This window comes from Achromobacter sp. SIMBA_011 (assembly GCF_046535435.1).
Taxonomy (GTDB): domain Bacteria; phylum Pseudomonadota; class Gammaproteobacteria; order Burkholderiales; family Burkholderiaceae_B; genus Achromobacter; species Achromobacter dolens.
The window spans coordinates 1-242 of sequence record NZ_JAWRWN010001102.1; the positions used below are offsets into that span (position 1 = coordinate 1).

Consider the following 242-nt stretch of genomic DNA (forward strand, 5'->3'; position numbering starts at 1 on the left):
GAGGCACACTGGTTGCACAATAGTCGTGTTTTCGGCACCAGTATGAATGGTGTAAGTATATACCAGGATGGTGCGCGTGATATCGGAGAAATAAATGGTGGTGTTGTGGGAATGATAACACCAGAAGTAGCATTCCGGGCTGATGCAGGCATTCAACTTGGAGAACATGGATACCATAATACATCTGCCATGTTGAGTGTGGAATATCGTTTCTGATGTGTCTTTACATTATAAATATCCTT

Annotated in this window: 1 protein-coding gene; it reads left to right on the plus strand. The window is 42.6% G+C overall.

Annotated elements, in window-relative coordinates; all coding sequences use genetic code 11:
• The coding region (locus SB816_RS34445; RefSeq protein WP_169776413.1) for an autotransporter outer membrane beta-barrel domain-containing protein at window positions 1-216 on the plus strand (216 nt) is incomplete at its 5' end.
• Window positions 217-242: the final 26 nt, after the last annotated feature.